Raw genomic sequence first — 14,767 nt, forward strand, 5'->3', positions numbered from 1 at the left:
CCATGGCCGACATCAAGACATTCCACCTGCCCGACCTCGGTGAAGGCCTGCCCGACGCCACCATCGTCGAGTGGCTGGTGAAGGAGGGCGCCACGGTGCGCCTGGACGATCCGCTGGTGTCGATGGAAACCGCCAAGGCCGTGGTCGAGGTGCCCTCGCCCTACTCCGGCAAGCTGGCGAAGATGCACGGCGGCAACGGCGACGTGATCATCACCGGCGCGGCGCTGGCCGAGTTCGAGATCGACCCCAAACTGCCGCAGCGCGCCGAGGCGCAGTCCACCGGCCACCACCATGCGCCAGCTGCGGCTGCCGGCGCGGGCAGCAAGACCGGGCACAACGGCGACACCGTCGTGGCTTCGGATGAAGGCGGCGAGATCAGCAGCGGCGGCGCCAAACCCGCCGCCGGCGATGCCGGCACCGTGGTCGGCGCCATGCAGAGCTCCGACGCCGTGCATGCCGAACAGGCCGTCAGCGTCGGCGGCGTCAAGGCCGTGCCCGCGGTGCGCGCGCTGGCGAAAAAACTCGGCGTCGATCTGACCCGCGTCGCGCCCAGCGGCGCCAGCGGCGTGGTCACCATGAACGATGTCAAGCTGGCCGCGGCCAGCGGCAGCGCGCGCACCGGCGCGGCAGCGGTACGCGCTGTCGCCACCACCGGTCCTGCCGCGGCCACGGTTGCAGCGCCCGCAGCAGCCACGCGCACCGCACTGTCCGCCGCCGGCAAGCCGATGCGCACCAGTCCGCCGGCCGCACACGCCGGCGTGCTGGGCCAGCCCGAGCAACTCAAGGGCATGCGCCGCACCATGGCGCGGGTGATGGCCGAGGCGCACGCGCAGATCGTCGCCACCAGCATCGTCGATGATGCCGACCTGCACGCCTGGGAGCCGGGCAACGACATCACCGTGCGCCTGCTGCGCGCGCTGGTCGCCGCATGCAAGACCGTGCCCGCGCTCAACGCCTGGTTCGATGGCGCCAACCTGACCCGCACCCTGCATCCGCACGTCGACATCGGCCTCGCCGTGGACACCGACGACGGTTTGTTCGTGCCGGCGCTGCGCAACGCCGACCGGCTCGACGCCGCCGGCCTGCGCGCCGCGGTCAACCGCGCCCGCGCCGAGGTGATGGACCGCTCCATCGCGGCCTCCGAACTGAGCGGCTACACCATCATGCTGTCCAACTTCGGCATGTTCGCCGGCCGCTATGCCACGCCGGTGGTGGTGCCGCCGTGCGTGGCCATCCTCGGCGCCGGCAAGCTGCACCACGTCACCGTGCCGGTGCTGGGCGGCTTCGAGGCGCACCGCGTCATGCCGCTGTCGCTGACCTTCGACCATCGCGCCGCCACCGGCGGCGAGGCCGCGCGCTTCCTCAGGGCGGTCATCGACGACCTCGCGCTGCCGCGCTGAGCAGCGCGCGGTGACGCGTGCAGCGCGTGATCACGACTCGGGCGGCGGGTCGGATTTGCGGCAGGCCGCGACGCGCTGCCCGGCCTGTGCCTGCAGCGCCGCGTCGCGCTGCACGCGCGCGACCTCGACCAGCGTCTGCCAGCCACGCGCGCACAGGGCGCCAAAGCGCGGGCCGCGCCGCAAGGCCTGCCGCGCCAACTGCTGCGCCAGCGTCCAGTCGCCCTGCGCCAGCGCCATTTCGGCGCGCGCCTGCAGCAGGTCGGGCGCGTGCGGCTCGAACCGCAACGCGCGATCCAGCAGCCGCGCCGCAGCCGTGTAGTCACCCTGCGCCGCGGCTGCGTCTGCCTGCGTCACCAGCGCGGTGACCCCGGGCGAACGCAACGGGTGCACCTGCAACACCGAGTTGTCGTGCGCGCCGGCCCGGCGCACCGCCGCCAGCAGCGCGGCAGGGTCGGACACGGATGCAGTGCGCGGCGGCGCAGTCGGTGTTGCGCACGCCGCCAGCAGCAGCGTGACGCCCGCGACCGCGATCAGCCGCTGCTGGCGGGCGCCGGGCCTTGCAGCCAGTGCTTGAATTGGTCGAACAGACATGAGTCTTCCTCGGTGGGTGTGTAGCCTGCGATGAACGGCAGTTGGCGCGCGCCGCTGCACACGGCGGAAGTGCGGTGGCCGGTCGCGGGATTGATCCAGACCATGTCCAGACCGGGCATCGACGCGGCCGGCAGCGGCCGCGTGGGCAGACGCTGGAACAGGCGCATCCACACCGGCAGCGCGCCGGTGGCGCCCCACAACGGGGTCGGCTCGTTGTCATCACGGCCAACCCAGACCACGGCCAGATCGCTGCCGGTATAGCCGGCGAACCAGGCGTCGCGCTGGTTCTCGCTGGTGCCGGTTTTCCCCGCGGCGTCGAGCACACCCAGCGGCGAGGCGCCCAGCGCGCGCGCGGTGCCCTCACGCGGCACCTGCTGCAGCGCCCAGGTGAGCAGGCGCACCGCGCTCTGGTATTCGGGTTTCACCGTCGCGCTGTCATAGCGCTTGAGCAGCTTGCCATCGGCGTCGAGCACGCCGCGCACCGCACGCAGCGGTTCGGCACGGCCATCGCTGGCCAGGAACTGGTACAGCTCGGCCAGCTCATAAGGCGAGAAATCCTGTGCGCCCAGCAGCAGCGACGGATCCGGATTGATCGGCACCGACAGGCCGAACGACGTGATGAAGCGATGGATGCGCGCCAGCCCCACGGCCATGCCCAGATGCACCGTGGCCTGGTTGTACGAGTGCGCCAGCGCATCGACCAGCAGCGTCGGACCGTGGCTGATGTGGTCGTCGTTGCGCGGTGTCCAACTGCGGCCGCCGGACAGCGGCACGGTGATCGGTTCATCGTCCAGCACGCTGGCCAGCGACCACTGTTGCGGCTGCGCCAGCGCCACCAGATAGACGAAGGGCTTGATCGTGGAGCCGATCTGGCGGCGCGCATCCAGCGCACGGTTGAAGCCGGGCACGCCGGCATCGCGCCCGCCGACCAGCGCGCGCACCGCGCCGGTGCGCGCATCGGTCACCACCACCGCGCCCTGCAACGCCTCGCCGCGCGGACCGAAGCCGTCGAGGGTCGCGTCCAGCGCCGCCTCGGCGTCGAGCTGCGCGGCCGGATCCAGCGTGGTGTACACCGCCAGCGCGCCGGCGCGCAGGCGCTGCGCGCTGAAATCCTGCCGCAACTGGCGCCGCACCAGATCCATGAACGCCGGAAAGCGGTCGCGCGGCAGCCGCGGCACCGGCGTCACCCCCAGCGGCGCGGCCAGCGCATACGCCAGCATCGGCCGCGTGATCAGGCCGGTCTGCTGGAACTCGTGCAGCACCACATTGCGCCGCTGCAACGCGCGCTCGGGATACCGGCGCGGATCGTAATAGCTCGGCCCGCGCACCAGACCCACCAGCAGCGCGATCTCCTGCGGGCGCAGCGCGCTCAGCGGCCGCCCGAACCAGTAGCGGCTGCCGGCGGCGAAGCCATGGATGGCCTGACCACCCTGCTGGCCCAGGTAAACCTCGTTCATGTAGGCATCGAGGATGCGCCCGCGGCTGTAGTGCGCGGTGATCAGCACCGAAATCAGCGCCTCGTTGAGCTTGCGCACCAGCGTGCGGCTGCGGTCCAGAAACAGATTGCGCACCAGTTGCTGGGTCAGCGTGGAACCGCCCTGCGCCAAGCTGCCGGAGCGCACGTCGGCCAGCATCGCGCGCGCGATGCCGCTGAAATCGATGCCGATGTGGTTGTTGAAATCACGGTCCTCTACCGCCTGCAATCCGGTGACCAGCAACGGCGGCAACTGCCGCAGGTGCACCACTTCGCGCTCTTCTTGATGCGCGCCGTACAGCGTGGCGATGCGCGCCGGATCGAGATGCCAGGCCGCCAGCGGGCGCTGCGCGGTCGTGTCGAACAGACTCTGCACCTGATCGCCGGCCAGGGTCACGCGCACGCGTCGCGGCAGCTCGCCGCCAGTCGGATCGGCGTAACCGCGCGAGGCGATCACGAAGCTGGCGCCGCTTTCGTTCCAGGTGCCGGGCACGCGCGCGTCCTGGCTGGGCGTGTAATCGGCGAAGCGCAATTCCTGGCGCAGCGTGGCCGCGTTCATCGGCGTGCCCGCGGCCAGCGCCAGCGGCCGCGCGTACACGCGCGTCGGCTGCGAGAACTCCAGATCACCAAAACGCTGCGCCACGCGCTGGTTCAGCACCCAGGTGTACGGGCCGCCGAAGCCAAGCAGCAGGCCGAGGCCCAGCCAGAACGGCCAGCGCAGCAGTGCCCACCACGGGCGCAGGCGTTCACGGACAGTCATGCGTGCGATTCACCTCGAAAGACGCGCACCGGGCGCGGCGCGCAAGGCCGCATCCTCGCATCCCGGCGCGCAGGCTCAAAGTCCCCAGCAGCGTGCATCAGGACGAAACGCGCGCGGGGTCACACCCAGCGCGGCCACGGCCGGCGCGTTGTCGGCGATCAGATCCCGATCCAGCCGCGCGATCGGTCCACGCAGGACCGGATGCAGCGCGGCCGCGACCAGCAGCGCGCGCGGCAGCGGCACGCCCAGCGTGGCGAACGGCAGGCTGGCGCGCACGCGCGCGAACATCTGCGCGGCGCTCAGGCGCTCGCCACCACCGAACTCGAGCACGGCATCCAGCGCTTGCGCGCGCAGGGCCGCGGCCAGCAGCGCACGTGCCACGTCCGCCGCGTGCACCGGCTGCCGCAGGCCCGCGCCGCGCGGCAACGGAAACAGGCGCGTGCGCTGCGCGCGCCGCACCAGCGGGGTCAGACTGCGATCCCGGCCGACGCCATAGATCAATGTCGGCCGCAGTACGGTCCAGCCGACACCGCGCTGCGCGCAGACTTGCGCCAGGGTCTGCTCGGCGCCGCGCAGACACGCGGCCAGCGCGCGCTCGGCCGCCAGCGGCGAGTCCTGCTTGCTGAGCGCGCTCATCGAGCTGGTCGCCAGCACGCGTGCGCCCGCTGCCAGCGGCGCCGCGGGCAGCCACGCCGCCAGTGCGTCCAGCGGCCCGGCGCTGAATACGTAATGCAGTTCCGGCAGCGGCGGCAGCGGCGCGGGCAGGCCAGCTTGCAGCCAACGCACGCCAGCCGGCGCGCCACGCGCGGGCTGGCGGCTCAAGGCCAGCACCTCGATACCCTCGGCCTGCAGCAACGGCAGCAGGCAGTGCCCGATCTGGCTGCTGGCACCCAGCACCAGTGCGATCATGTACGGGCTCCGCGCGCGCGCCAGGCAGTCGTTGCATCACCACCCGCGCCTGCGCCGGGAGCAGGCTCCGCGCGGGAATGCCGGATCGGCGTCGTGGCCGGCACGCGCGGATCAGCCGCCACCGAGACCCTGCGTCAGCGCCTGCACGCGCGCATCATCGGGTGCCCAGCGCTGGGCCTGGGCCAGCGCGCTGCGCGCGGCGGCGTGGTCGCCGCGCGCCAGGTCGCGATTGGCCAGATCCAGCCACGCCGTACCCAGGGCATGCTGGAAGCGCGCCACACCGGCGGAGCCGGGCGCGAGCTGCGCGTAGTTCTGCAGCATGACGGCGGCGCGCTCGAGCTGCCCGTCGTGCAGGGCTTGCGCCGTGGCATTCGCCGCCAATTGCGGCAGCGCCTGCAAACCTGCACGCGCGGCATGGCTGGTGCCGTCGAGATTCAAGGCCTGCCGATACAGATCGAAGGCGCTGGCACCCGGCGGCAGCAGAAAATCTCCGCGCGCGGCCGCCGCTTGCGCGCGCTGCACCAGCGCCAGTGCCTGCTGGCGCTGCGCCGGCGGCACCGCAGCCGGTGCCAGCCGGCCGGGTTGCGCGGGTTGCGCGGACGCCTGGGCCCGCGCATGCGCAAGGCGCGCGCGCGCCGCGGCCAGCTCGACCGAGTGTGGAGTCAGCGTGGCGGCCTGATCAAGCAACTGGCGCGCGGCGCCGAAATCGCCGGCATCCGCCTGCGCATGCGCCTGCACCATCAGCGCCGTGGCGACATGCGCCAAACCGGCCTGCGCCACGCTGTTGCCAGGATCGGCTTGCAGCACCTGCTGATAAAGATCGAGTGCGCTGGCGCCGGCCGGCGTGGTGATGTGTCCCGCGGCGATCAGGCTGGCGGCCGCGGCCAGTTTTTGCGTCAACGCCTGCTGCGCGGCGCGCGCGCTGCTAGCCAGCTCGGCCTGCAGCGCGGGCAGATCGGCCTGCGACGGCATCAGCGTCGCGATCTGCTGCACCTGCCGCCGCGCGCCGTTGATGTCGCCGCTGGCCAGCGCCTGACGCGCCTGTCTGGCCAGCGCTGAGGCGACCTGATCCAGTCCATGCCGCGCCACGGCATTGCCGGGGTCGGCCTGCAGCACCTGCAGATACCAGCCCGCGGCGCTGCCGGCACCGGTCAGGCGCCCCGTCGCGTAGGCCTGCTGCGCCTGTGCGACCAGATCGGCGAGCCGCACGCCCTGCGCGCGCTGACGCGCCAGTTGCTGCTGCAGCGTGGTCAACTCGGTGCCGCCCCCGAGCAGCGCGTATGCCTGCTTCAAGGCGACGTCCGCGGCGGCCAACCGATGCTCGGCCAGCGCGGCCTTCGCGCGCATCAGCTCGGCTTGCCCCACCGCCTGCAAACCTGCCAGCGCACGCGAGTTGTCGCCACTGATCTGCGCCGCATGCTGGTAAAACTGGCGCGCGCCAGGCGGATGCCTGTCGCCCAGATGGCCTTGGGCCAGCGCGCGATCGCCCTGGTCCAGCAGATGATCGAGTTGCGGGCTGGGCAACAGTTGCGCGAACCAGGCACGGTGCTGCGCGATCAACAGCAGGCCGAGCAGCAGCAGCATTGCCAGCAGCAGCCAGCGCAACCAAGGCTTGCCGCGCGGGCGTTGCGGCGCACGCGCCGGGCGCGTGGCGCCAGCGCCTGGCAGACGCGGCTCGGCGCGAAAATGCGGCAGGCCATCCGGCGCCGGCGGCGCGCGCCTGGGCGCATCCAGCGGGCCGAGGCTTGGCTCGATGCGCGTGGGCGCGGCAGGACGGACTTCGCGTATGGGCATGGCAATCGGCGCTGGGGGTGCGCGCAATCTAGCACCGCGCCGTGCTGTCGCCCGCGCGGTGACCGTATGAATTCAGCCGGCGGCCAGTCGCCGCGCCTCGCGCACGTTGGGCAGGGCCGACAGACGTGCCAGCAATTGCCCGAGCTGGGCGAAGTCGCGCACGCGCAGGCTGTAGCGCATGTGCATTTCGCCGCTGTCGGCCAGGCGCTGTGAGCTGGACGCGAGAATGCTGACGCCGGACTGGGTGATGGCGCTGGTCACGTCCTTGAGCAAATCCTTGCGCTCGTAACCCAGCACCACGATGTCGGCCTGATAGGCCGCGGCCGGCGCCTGCCCCCATGCCACCTGGATGATGCGCTCGGGCTCGCGCGCCCGCAGGCGCGCCAGACTAGGGCAATCGGCGCGATGCACCGACACGCCGCGCCCGCGCGTGACGTAACCCAGCACCGCATCGCCCGGCAGCGGCTGGCAGCAACGCGCCAGTTGCAGCAGCAGATTGCCGACGCCCTCGATGGTGAGCGCGCCCGGTGCGCCACGCACGCGTGGCGCGCCCGGCGCCCTTGGTACGGGCGCGGCGGGCGCGGCGGGCGGCGCATGCAGTTCGTGCAGCGCGCGCGCCAGCTGGCCTGGACCGACCTCGCCCAGTGCCAATGCTTCGAACAATTCGTCCTGCGTCTGCAACGCCAGGCGCGACGGCAACAGGTCGAGATTCAGCGCCGGCAGCGCCAGCCGGCGCATTTCCCGCTCCAGCACGACGCGCCCGGCCTCGAGGTTAGCCGTGTGCTCGACGCGGCGGAACCACGCGCGCACTTTCTCGCGCGCGCGTCCGGTGTGCAGATAACCATGCTGCGGCGACAACCAGTCGCGGCTGGGCTGCGCCAGTTTGCCGGTGAGGATCTCGATGCGATCGCCACTGCCGGGCTGGTGCGTCAAGGGCACGATGCGGCCGTTGACCTTGGCACCGCGGCAGCGATGTCCGACCTCGGTATGCACGTGGTAGGCGAAATCCAGCACGCTGGCACCGCGGGGCAGATCCATCACCTCGCCCTTGGGAGTGAGCACGTAAATGCGCTCTTCGAGCAGATCGGTGCGAAACGCCTCGACCAGTGCGCCGTCATCCTCGCTGCGGTTCTCCAGCAGGCTTCGCATCCACGCGATGCGCGCCTCGAAGGCCGTGTCACCGCCGCCGCCTTCCTTGTAGCGCCAGTGCGCGGCCACGCCCAGCTCCGCGGCGCGGTGCATCTCGGCAGTGCGGATCTGCACCTCCAGCGCGCGCCCCTGCGGACCGATCACTGCGGTGTGCAGCGAGCGATAGCCGTTTGGCTTGGGTCGCGCGATGTAATCGTCGAACTCGCTTGGGACCGGCGCCCACAGTTGATGCACCACGCCCAATGCGGCGTAGCAGGCGGGCACATCGTCCACCATCACGCGCAGCGCGCGGATGTCATAGAGATCGGAGAACCCGACCTCCTTGCGCTGCATTTTTTTCCAGATCGAATAGATGTGCTTGGGACGCCCGACAACCTCGGCGCGTACGCCCGCTTCGCGCAGCGCCACTTCGAGCTGCGCGCGCGCGACCTTGATCCACTGCTCGCGATCATCGCGGCGCTCGTCGAGTAGGTGCGCGATGCGCTTGTAAGTGTCCGGTTCGCGATAGCGGAACGCCAGATCCTCAAGCTCCCACTTCACCTGCCAGATGCCCAGACGATTGGCCAGCGGCGCGTGCAGGTCGGCGGTCTGCCGCGCCAGCGCCAGCCGCGCCGGCTCCGCCAGGCGCGCCGCGGCGCGCAGTTCGGCCAACTGCCGGGCAAGCAGGATGAACACCACGCGCAGATCGCGCACCATCGCCAGCAACAAGCGCCGCAGGCCTTCCGTGTGTTCGTGCGCCGGCGCATCGGCGTGCAGGGAAAACACTTTCGCGGCCGCCTGCTGGCCATCGACCAGGCGCCGCAGCACGTCGGACTGGCGCGCCGCCGCGTCCTGCCAGGCCGCCGGCACGCGGCACGCGAGGTCGTACCACAGTGCCGCGGCCAGGGTTTCCGGATCGGCATCCAGCGGCGCAAGAATCTCCAGCATTTCCGCCGACTGCGCGGGTACGCCGCCATGCTCCTGCCACGCCGCGCACACGGCTTGCAGCGGCGCTGGCGCGGACGCGTCGCAGCAGCGTGACGGCGATGCAGCGGTGGTCTCGGTGCGCATGTCTGCAGCTTAGCGCGCGCATGCTCGGGTAGCGGCAGGACTGCGGCATCCTGCAGCCTGTCGGACTTTGCTCGGCCGGGCTGCGAATCCGTCGGCGCGGTCCGCATTTCCGCCGCTGCCTGGCCCATGGAACCGCCACGCGCCGGCGCAGCGTCGAAAATCCGTCCTCGCGCAGCCCGAATGCCCGCCTCGACCAGCAAAGCCCGACAGGCTGCTAGCATGCGCACCATGAAAACGCACGCCCTGCCCCTCCTCCTGCTCCTGGCCCTGGTTTTCACAGGCACCGCTCACGCCCAGCCGTTTTCCTCGCTGCAGGAACGCATGTCCGCGGCCGAGTTCAAGAAGGCCGGCTTGGACAAGCTCAGTCCGGGGGAATTGCACACCCTCAATGCCTGGCTGCGCAGCCACGTCGGCATGGCCGGCGCCGGTGCATCCAGCAGTGCCGCCGCACCGGTCGTGGTCGGTCCGGCCAACCAGTTCGGCTACCGCCGTCCCATCGACCAGCCGCGCGCCACCGTCGAGTCCACGCTACCCGGCCGCTTCTCGGGTTGGGACAGCCATACGCAGTTCTCGCTGGCCAATGGCCAGGTCTGGCAGGTATCCGAGTCCAGTAGCTGGAGCTGCCAAACCATGCAGGATCCCAAGGTCACCATCAAACCCATGCTGCTGGGCAGTTGGCTGATGTATATCCAGGGCTGCTCGAACAGCGTGCGCGTCGAGCGCGTGCATTGAGCTGACGCACGCTGCGCGTTGGCGTCTTCGACGCGCGTTCGCGGCGTTTGACAGGATTCCCGCGTGTCGTCCCGCTGCCGCCGCGCGTTGTCATCCTGAGCATCGCGAAGGATCTCGCTGTGGCACTGGCGCGTGCACGATGTTTCTTGCGCGCGGCATCGCAAGTTTCCCCTATTCCGTGCGGCTGCCGCCGCGCGAGTTCCTTTCTTTGGGTCGGCAAAGAAAGGAACCAAAGAAAGCCGACCCCGACCACAGCGCCCGCTGCGCGGGTTCGCGTGCCTGCGCAGGGCGCGCCGATGGCCATCCATGGCCTGCGGCGCGTGAGCGCGTCCACGCGCTCACACTTCGTGCCTTTCCCGCGCAGTCCCGCCGCTGCCGAAGGGGGATGAAGATCAAGAACCCAAGCCAGCGCATGCTCGCGCTGTTGCCGTTGCCGTTGACTTTGCCAGCGTTGGCCAGCGCCGAGCAGCGCAGCCGGGCGCGAGAGCAAGGCGCGCCTGTTCGAGCCCAGGGATGGGCGAGTTCGCGCCGGCTCGCGCCCGGCGAGCAGCGCAGGGCACCCCGCGCAGCGGGGCGCAGGCCGCCGCGTGGACGGCTTTGGTTACTTTCCCCAAGAGGAAAGTAACCCGCGCGGCGGCAGCCGCACGGAATAGGGGAAACTTGCGAGGCCGCGCGCAAGGACCATCGTTCACGCGCCGGAGTCAGCGCCAGAGCGAGATCCTTCGCGATGCTCAGCGACAAGAGCCGGCGGCAGCCGCACGGAACAAGGGAACCTTGTCGGGCACCACCCCGTGCCGATGCCAGAACCTTCGCGCTGCTCGACAACGAAGCAGGCCGCGCGCGAGGGCTGCGGCTACCGGCTTCCGGCATCCGCGACCGGCTCCGCCTCCGCGTCCGCCAGCGCGCGCTGGATGCGCTTGATCGACACCGGCTGTGCGGTGCCGAGTTCCTGCGCAAACAGCGAGACGCGCCATTCCTCGAGCAGCCAGCGCAGCACCTGCCATGCCGTGCCATCGCGGCCTTGCGCGCGCAAGGCCAGCAACTTGCGCCAGAACGGCAGCACTTCGAGCATGCGCTGCTGGTCGCGCGAGGGGTCCTGGCGCAGGCGCTCGCCGCGCAAGCGCATGGCCTTGAGATAGCGTGGCAGTTCGGTCAATCGTGACTGCGCCAGCGTGCGCAGGAACTCCGGCGCCAGCAGCAGGTCGAGCTGCTCGCGCAGGTCGTCGTAGCTGGCGCGGGCGAAGCCCGGCAGCGGTGGTTCGAGCCACGCGCGCAGCTCGGCCTGCGCGTGAACCACCGCCTCGGCGGCCGCGAAGCGCTGCATGGCGGCGGTGAACAGGCCGCGCGCCAGCGCTTCTCGTCGTGATTCGAATGCCGTGCGCGTGCGCAGATCGAGATCGGCATCCTGCAGCAGCGCAGCGAGCGCGCCTTCAACGATCTGCATGCGCAAGGACTGCGTCTCGCCCAGCGGCGCCCAGCGCAGCGCAGTGGCCTGCGCCAGCGGCAACTGGCGCGCGGCGCGTTTGATGTCGCCGGCCAGCGCATGGCGCAACAGGCGCGTCACCCCCAGACGATGCGCAGCAGCGGCCACGTCGCGGCGCTCGAACACGCGCAGCGCCACGCTATCGCCCTGATCGACCAGCGCAGGCCAGGCATCCAGCCCGCCCGCACCCTGCACGTGCAGCGGGATCTCGTCGAAATCGAAGCCGACCACGTCCTCGCGCTGCACTTCGGCGGCGCTGCGCTGCGCGAAGGCACTGTGCGCGGCACCCGACCAGTTTGCGCGCAGCGCGGCGAGGTCGCGCCCGGTGGCGAGCGTGGCACCGGATTCGTCGCGCACCCGCACGCGCAGATGCAGGTGCGGCGGCAGCACGATGCCAGCGAAGTCGGCGGCGTCGACCTCGACACCGGTGACGCGCTGCAGGTAAGCCGCCAGCGCGCGCGCCAGCGGCTCGTCGCGCGGCGTTTCGGCGGCGCAGAAGGCGCGCGCGAAATCCGGCGCCGGCACGAAATTGCGGCGCAGCGACTTGGGCAGTCCACGGATCAGCTCGGCGACTTTTTCCGGGAGCAGCCCGGGCACCAGCCATTGCAGGCGCGCCGCGGGGACCGCGTTCAACAGCGCCAGGGGGACGCGCAGAGTGACGCCGTCATCTTCGCTGCCGGGCGTGTACCGGTATTCCAGCGGCAGGCGCTGGCCCGCCAGTTCCAGCACGGCCGGATACGCGCCCGCGCTGCCGGCATCGCTGTCGAGCAGATCGCTCAGTGACCAGAACAGGGCAGCGCGCTGGGCGGCGCTGGCCTGCTTGTGCCAGGCCATCAGCGCCGAGGTGCTGGCGATGGACTCCGGCAGTTTGCCGGCGAAGAACGTCGCGCGCGTGGCGGCGGTCTGCAGCAGGCCGGCGCGGCGCTGCTGCGCCTCGATGCGCTCGGCCTCGGCCAGCACGCGACGGTTGCCGGAAAGAAAATCCAGCCGCGCATCCAGCGCGCACTCGGCCAGCGCCTGTTCGAGGAAAATCGCGTGCGCCTGCGCCAGATCCTGGCGCTGGAACGGCACCGTGCGGCGCTCGGCCAGCACCAGCCCGAACAGGCCCACCTGTTCGTAGGCCAGCACCGCGCCGCGCGCGCGCGACCAGTGCGGATCGGCATAGGCGCGCTTGAGCAGATGCGCGGCCTGGCGTTCGATCCAGGCCGGTTCCACGCGCGCGTTCATCAGCCCGTACACGCGGCCGTTGAGGTCCAGCACCTGCGCCGAAAACAGCCACGGCGGCGGCGCCTTGGCCACCGCCGAGCCGGGAAAAATCTGCCAGCGCCGCTCGCGCGTGCCGCGGTAGCCGCGCTGGGTGTCCTTGTTGCCATCGTCCCGGCGCGCGACCTGGGTCGGCAAGCCAGCCAGCAGCGCGCAATGGATGGCTTCATCGTGGCGCGCAGGGTCGCCCGCCGCCGCACGGGATGCGGAGCCGGGCGCCGCTACCGCGGAAGTAGACCCGGCAGCGCGGCGCGCACGTGGCTGGCCGCGTTCCCGTCGCGTGGCCGCGGCCACATCGGCATCCGCTACCTCCGGTTCCCGGCCACCTTCGAGCACACGCAGTTGCCGATGCAGCTCGCGCCACTCGCGCATGCGCAGAAAGCTCACGAAATGGCGCTCGCACCAGTCGCGCAGTTTCGACTGGGTGAGCTCTTCGTGCGCCTCCTGGTAGGCCGCCCACAGATTGAGCACGCCGAGGAAGTCGGAGCGTTTGTCGGCGCACACCGCGTGCGCGGCATCGGCGGCGGCGCGCGCCTCGGCGGGGCGTTCGCGCGGATCCTGGATGCTGAGGAACGCCACCAGCACACGCAGCGGTTCGGCCACGCCCAGACGCCGGCCCTCGACCAGCATGCGCGCCAGGCTCACGTCGACCGGCAGCGCGGCGATGTCGCGGCCGCTGCGGGTGAGCTTGCGCGCGTCGTCCACCGCGCCGATCTCGGCCAGACGCCGCCAACCCTCGGCCCACGCGCGTGGCTCCGGCGCGTCGATGAATGGGAACGACTCGACCTCGCCCAGACCCAGGCTCAGCATGCGCAGGATCACGCCGGCCAGCGCGCTGCGCTTGAGCTCGGGGTCGGCGTAACGCGGCCGTGCGGCGAAATCGTCCTCGGCGTACAGGCGCACGCACACGCCGGGGCCGATGCGGCCACAGCGGCCCTTGCGCTGCTCGGCCGCCGATTGCGCGATCGGCTCGATATAGAGACGTTCGATCTGGCTGCGCGCACTGTAACGCTTGACGCGCGCGCTGCCGCTGTCGATGACGTAGCGGATGCGCGGCACGGTGAGCGAGGTTTCGGCGACATTGGTGGCCAGCACCACACGCCGCGCCGGGCCGGGATGAAACACGCGGTCCTGCTCGGCGGCAGACAGGCGCGCGTACAGCGGCAGGATTTCGGTGTGCCGGTAGCGGCGCCGCTCCAACGCCAGATGCGTATCGCGGATCTCGCGCTCGCCGGGCAGAAACACGAGCACGTCGCCGCGGCCATCCTCATGCGTGATTTCGTCCAGCGCCGCAGCCACCTGCTCGGGCAGGTTGGCCTCGCCGCGACCTTGTGGCGGCCGCCAGCGCAGCTCCACCGGATGGCCGCGCCCTTCCACCTCGATCACCGGCGCACCGCCGAAATGCTGCGCGAAGCGCGCGGTGTCCAGCGTGGCCGAAGTGACGATGAGCTTGAGATCGGGCCGCCGCTGCAGCAGGCGCTGCAGATAACCCAGCAGGAAATCGATGTTGAGGCTGCGCTCGTGTGCCTCGTCCAGCACCAGCGTGTCGTACGCCGACAGGGTGCGATCGCCCTGGGTCTCGGCCAACAGGATGCCGTCGGTCATGAACTTGACCAGCGCACGCTCGCCGACCTGCTCGTTGAAGCGCACCTGGAAGCCGACCAGCGCGCCAACCTCGGTGTGCAGCTCCTCGGCCACGCGCCGCGCCACCGCGCGCGCGGCCAGGCGCCGTGGCTGCGTGCAACCGATCATGCCGGCCACGCCGCGTCCGGCGGCCAGGCACAGCTTGGGCAGTTGCGTGGTCTTGCCCGAGCCGGTCTCGCCGGCCAGGATCAGCACCGGGTGCGCGCGGATGGCGGCGACGATGTCCGCGGCGTGGCGCGCGATCGGCAGGGCCGCGTCCACCGTACATTGCGGCACGCTGGTGGCACGCGCAGCGCGACGCTGCCGCGAAGCGTCGATGTCGCGCGCCAGCGCCGCCAGTTTCCCGGCGTCAGGCGCCGCGCCGAGCGCGCGCAGTCGCACCGCCAGCCGCGCACGCTCGCGCGTCAGCACCGTTTCCAGCTCGCGGCGCAGCTCGCTGATTGAGGTCATGCCCTTGATGTCGGCGCGCGCTGGCGCCACGTATTTAAAGTGGCGCATGATAGTTGAGGTGGCATGTA

Annotated in this window: 8 protein-coding genes; 2 read left to right on the top strand and 6 right to left on the bottom strand. The window is 71.2% G+C overall.

The features are described from left to right. Window positions 1-2: 2 nt before the first annotated feature. Window positions 3-1,400, top strand: a complete 1,398-nt coding sequence (locus tag Mschef_RS14595) for a dihydrolipoamide acetyltransferase family protein (RefSeq protein ID WP_081129769.1) — start codon at window positions 3-5, stop codon at window positions 1,398-1,400. Between the two features lie 30 nt (window positions 1,401-1,430). Here Mschef_RS14595 and Mschef_RS14600 read toward each other — a convergent pair whose 3' ends face one another. The 5 genes from Mschef_RS14600 to Mschef_RS14620 form a co-directional block, all read right to left on the bottom strand. After that, window positions 1,431-1,991: a tetratricopeptide repeat protein gene (locus Mschef_RS14600; RefSeq protein WP_136256522.1), complete on the bottom strand. Its 561-nt coding sequence runs from the start codon at window positions 1,989-1,991 to the stop codon at window positions 1,431-1,433. Further along, window positions 1,931-4,225: a penicillin-binding protein 1B gene (mrcB, locus tag Mschef_RS14605; RefSeq protein WP_136256521.1), complete on the bottom strand. Its 2,295-nt coding sequence runs from the start codon at window positions 4,223-4,225 to the stop codon at window positions 1,931-1,933. Before mrcB ends, Mschef_RS14600 begins: the two co-directional genes overlap by 61 nt. Window positions 4,226-4,300: 75 nt before the next feature. Further along, window positions 4,301-5,134 (bottom strand): NAD-dependent epimerase/dehydratase family protein, encoded by an 834-nt coding sequence (locus tag Mschef_RS14610; RefSeq protein WP_081129771.1) that lies wholly within the window; start codon window positions 5,132-5,134, stop codon window positions 4,301-4,303. Window positions 5,135-5,245: 111 nt separating this feature from the next. Further along, a complete protein-coding gene (locus Mschef_RS14615) occupies window positions 5,246-6,928 on the bottom strand; it encodes a hypothetical protein (protein WP_081129772.1) in 1,683 nt (560 codons plus the stop codon). Between the two features lie 72 nt (window positions 6,929-7,000). Further along, window positions 7,001-9,127 carry a RelA/SpoT family protein gene (locus tag Mschef_RS14620; RefSeq protein WP_081129773.1) on the bottom strand — a complete coding sequence of 709 codons (2,127 nt, stop codon included), beginning with the start codon at window positions 9,125-9,127 and terminating at the stop codon, window positions 7,001-7,003. Window positions 9,128-9,448: 321 nt separating this feature from the next. On the opposite strand from Mschef_RS14620, the gene Mschef_RS14625 reads away from it, so the two are divergent. Then, entirely contained in the window at window positions 9,449-9,859 is a 411-nt protein-coding gene (locus tag Mschef_RS14625; RefSeq protein ID WP_139789402.1) for a hypothetical protein, read from the top strand. Between the two features lie 853 nt (window positions 9,860-10,712). On the opposite strand, the gene hrpA is transcribed toward Mschef_RS14625, so the two are convergent. After that, complete coding sequence (gene hrpA, locus Mschef_RS14630; protein ID WP_242426534.1) at window positions 10,713-14,747, bottom strand: ATP-dependent RNA helicase HrpA; 4,035 nt, start codon at window positions 14,745-14,747, stop codon at window positions 10,713-10,715. Between the last annotated feature and the right edge of the window lie 20 nt (window positions 14,748-14,767).

Source organism: Metallibacterium scheffleri (assembly GCF_002077135.1).
In the GTDB taxonomy this organism is placed as follows: domain Bacteria; phylum Pseudomonadota; class Gammaproteobacteria; order Xanthomonadales; family Rhodanobacteraceae; genus Metallibacterium; species Metallibacterium scheffleri.

Excerpts from the sequence above, each read along its gene's own strand:
- Mschef_RS14610 (WP_081129771.1), bottom strand. The coding sequence starts at position 5,134 with ATGATCGCACTGGTGCTGGGTGCCAGCAGCCAGATCGGGCACTGCCTG.
- Mschef_RS14600 (WP_136256522.1), bottom strand. The coding sequence starts at position 1,991 with ATGTCTGTTCGACCAATTCAAGCACTGGCTGCAAGGCCCGGCGCCCGC.
- mrcB (WP_136256521.1), bottom strand. The coding sequence starts at position 4,225 with ATGACTGTCCGTGAACGCCTGCGCCCGTGGTGGGCACTGCTGCGCTGG.
- hrpA (WP_242426534.1), bottom strand. The coding sequence starts at position 14,747 with ATGCGCCACTTTAAATACGTGGCGCCAGCGCGCGCCGACATCAAGGGC.
- Mschef_RS14595 (WP_081129769.1), top strand. The coding sequence starts at position 3 with ATGGCCGACATCAAGACATTCCACCTGCCCGACCTCGGTGAAGGCCTG.
- Mschef_RS14625 (WP_139789402.1), top strand. The coding sequence starts at position 9,449 with ATGTCCGCGGCCGAGTTCAAGAAGGCCGGCTTGGACAAGCTCAGTCCG.
- Mschef_RS14620 (WP_081129773.1), bottom strand. The coding sequence starts at position 9,127 with ATGCGCACCGAGACCACCGCTGCATCGCCGTCACGCTGCTGCGACGCG.
- Mschef_RS14615 (WP_081129772.1), bottom strand. The coding sequence starts at position 6,928 with ATGCCCATACGCGAAGTCCGTCCTGCCGCGCCCACGCGCATCGAGCCA.